General features: G+C 47.2%; 2 protein-coding genes. One reads left to right on the plus strand and one right to left on the minus strand.

Translation table 11 applies throughout. The features are described 5' to 3' along the window. A partial coding sequence (locus tag A3738_RS03140) for a pyrimidine/purine nucleoside phosphorylase (RefSeq protein WP_068763348.1) occupies positions 1-201 on the minus strand: 201 nt, incomplete at its 3' end. Between the two features lie 105 nt (positions 202-306). Here A3738_RS03140 and A3738_RS03145 point away from each other — a divergent pair. Next, positions 307-745, plus strand: a 439-nt coding sequence (locus tag A3738_RS03145) for a histidine phosphatase family protein (RefSeq protein WP_156503911.1), incomplete at its 3' end; no start/stop codon positions are given.

Consider the following 745-nt stretch of genomic DNA (forward strand, 5'->3'; position numbering starts at 1 on the left):
GCCATCTGTGAAGCTGACGAATTCGTCGCTATCAGGCAACTTAACTTGAAGCTCGCCAGCGACAACAGTCATGTATTCTTTTTGGCTTGTGCCGAAGGTGTATTCACCGGCAACCATTACACCTACTGTTGCAGGTAGATCTTTGCCTTCGAATGCGATTGATTTTACTTTGCCGTCAAAGTACTCATTAACTGATAACATGCTGATTCTCCAAAATTAACGTCAACTACGCGAGCGCGAGTGGCCAAAAAACTGGCGCGTAGTATACGCGCAGCTTGCTCAAATGCCGAACAAAATCGACGAAACATGATGAATACAGAAACGATTATTGACCTGATACGACACGGAGAGCCTGAAGGTGGGCAAAAACTTCGTGGCACGCTTGATGATCCACTCTCAGAGCTAGGCTGGGAGCAAATGCGAACATCCGTAGGTGAGCATTCTCCTTGGGCAAGTATTGTCTCGTCGCCTTTATCGCGATGTCGTTATTTTGCCGGTGAACTGGCAGATAAACTGTCGCTAGATCTCGATATCAATGCAGAGTTTCGTGAAATTGCATTTGGCGAGTGGGAAGGCCTCACCAATAAGCAATTGATGGAAGGAAACAAAGAGGCGTTTTCTAAGTACTGGCAAGATCCCGAGAACAATACGCCTCCTGGCGGAGAACCGCTCAGTCAGTTCGTGACACGAGTACATGGTGCTTGGGAAGATCTGGTTGAACAAAGTAAAGGACAACACCGCTTGT

The organism is Oleiphilus sp. HI0066 (genome assembly GCF_001635725.1).